Consider the following 1020-nt stretch of genomic DNA (forward strand, 5'->3'; position numbering starts at 1 on the left):
TCGAGCCCGGAGAACAGCAGGTAACCATAGAGTCTCACCGTGATACTGTCGTTGCCGACAACCTCCCGGTAGACCACAATTGGCTGATCCGTTTTCACCCAGTTGCCCTTCATGAGAAAGAGCTGGCCTTTAGTGTAATGATTGAAATTGATACGTTCCTGATAGGGGCCGTAGAGGGAAGAACAGTAGATGTTATCTCCATGTGCCAGGAGGATGCTTCGCACTTCCGGTGCGATTGCCACCTGAACCCTCAGTAACGGCACAATATCGTTGCAGGGTTTGCCGAGACTCTGCTTTACGGAAAGGACCACGTCATGGGCGCTATCCAGTGCCTTGTCAATTTTCTGCTGAGCCTGATGCAAGCGAGTGCTGGCCTCCTGCGTCGTATTCGAGACGGTCTGCCAGAAGATGACCACCCATCCCAGCAGGATACACAGTAGACTCACAGTGATGGCGCTAAGCAACCGGACTTTGAATTGATCCGCCTTTAAAGCATGAAACGGCATTAACGCTCCTCACAACACTTAGTGGGAATTAAAGAATAATTTCACCTGCCACAAAATCAGAAATTGGGTTTTGTATGCCGATAACACACTTCTGATACGCGTCCAACCCTGACCAAATAGAGAATCTTGCTCCTTTTCGGGTTGAAAAGATGGTGGTTTCAATATTTATAATAGCGAATGCAATGAGTTAATGCCGACGTCAAATTAATTTAAAATGACAAACATACTGTATTTATCTTTTAACCCTACTTCCCCTGATGACAATAACGTCACGTTCCAAATATTATGACGTGCATTCAAAAAGTGCCCAGGTCATGTATGCAGCTATATTCGCGACACCCACACCCCGAGCATGTTAGCTGGCAGCAAAAGCATAAGCTGAAACAGAATTAAAAAGCAGGGCAAACATAATGTGAAAAACGGGGAAGGGTGCCTACGGTAAATCCCCTGCGGCGCCAGGCCGCAGGGGATTTATTTATGGTGTGACGATATTGAACCAGAACTCAAACTTATC

1 protein-coding gene is annotated in these 1020 nt (G+C 46.7%); it reads right to left on the reverse strand.

Annotated elements, in window-relative coordinates; all coding sequences use genetic code 11:
• Positions 1-506, reverse strand: a 506-nt coding sequence (locus FH968_RS23535; RefSeq protein WP_189389361.1) for a CSS-motif domain-containing protein, incomplete at its 3' end; no start/stop codon positions are given.
• Positions 507-1020: the final 514 nt, after the last annotated feature.

The sequence above is a fragment of the Buttiauxella sp. B2 genome, assembly GCF_006376615.1.
In the GTDB taxonomy this organism is placed as follows: domain Bacteria; phylum Pseudomonadota; class Gammaproteobacteria; order Enterobacterales; family Enterobacteriaceae; genus Buttiauxella.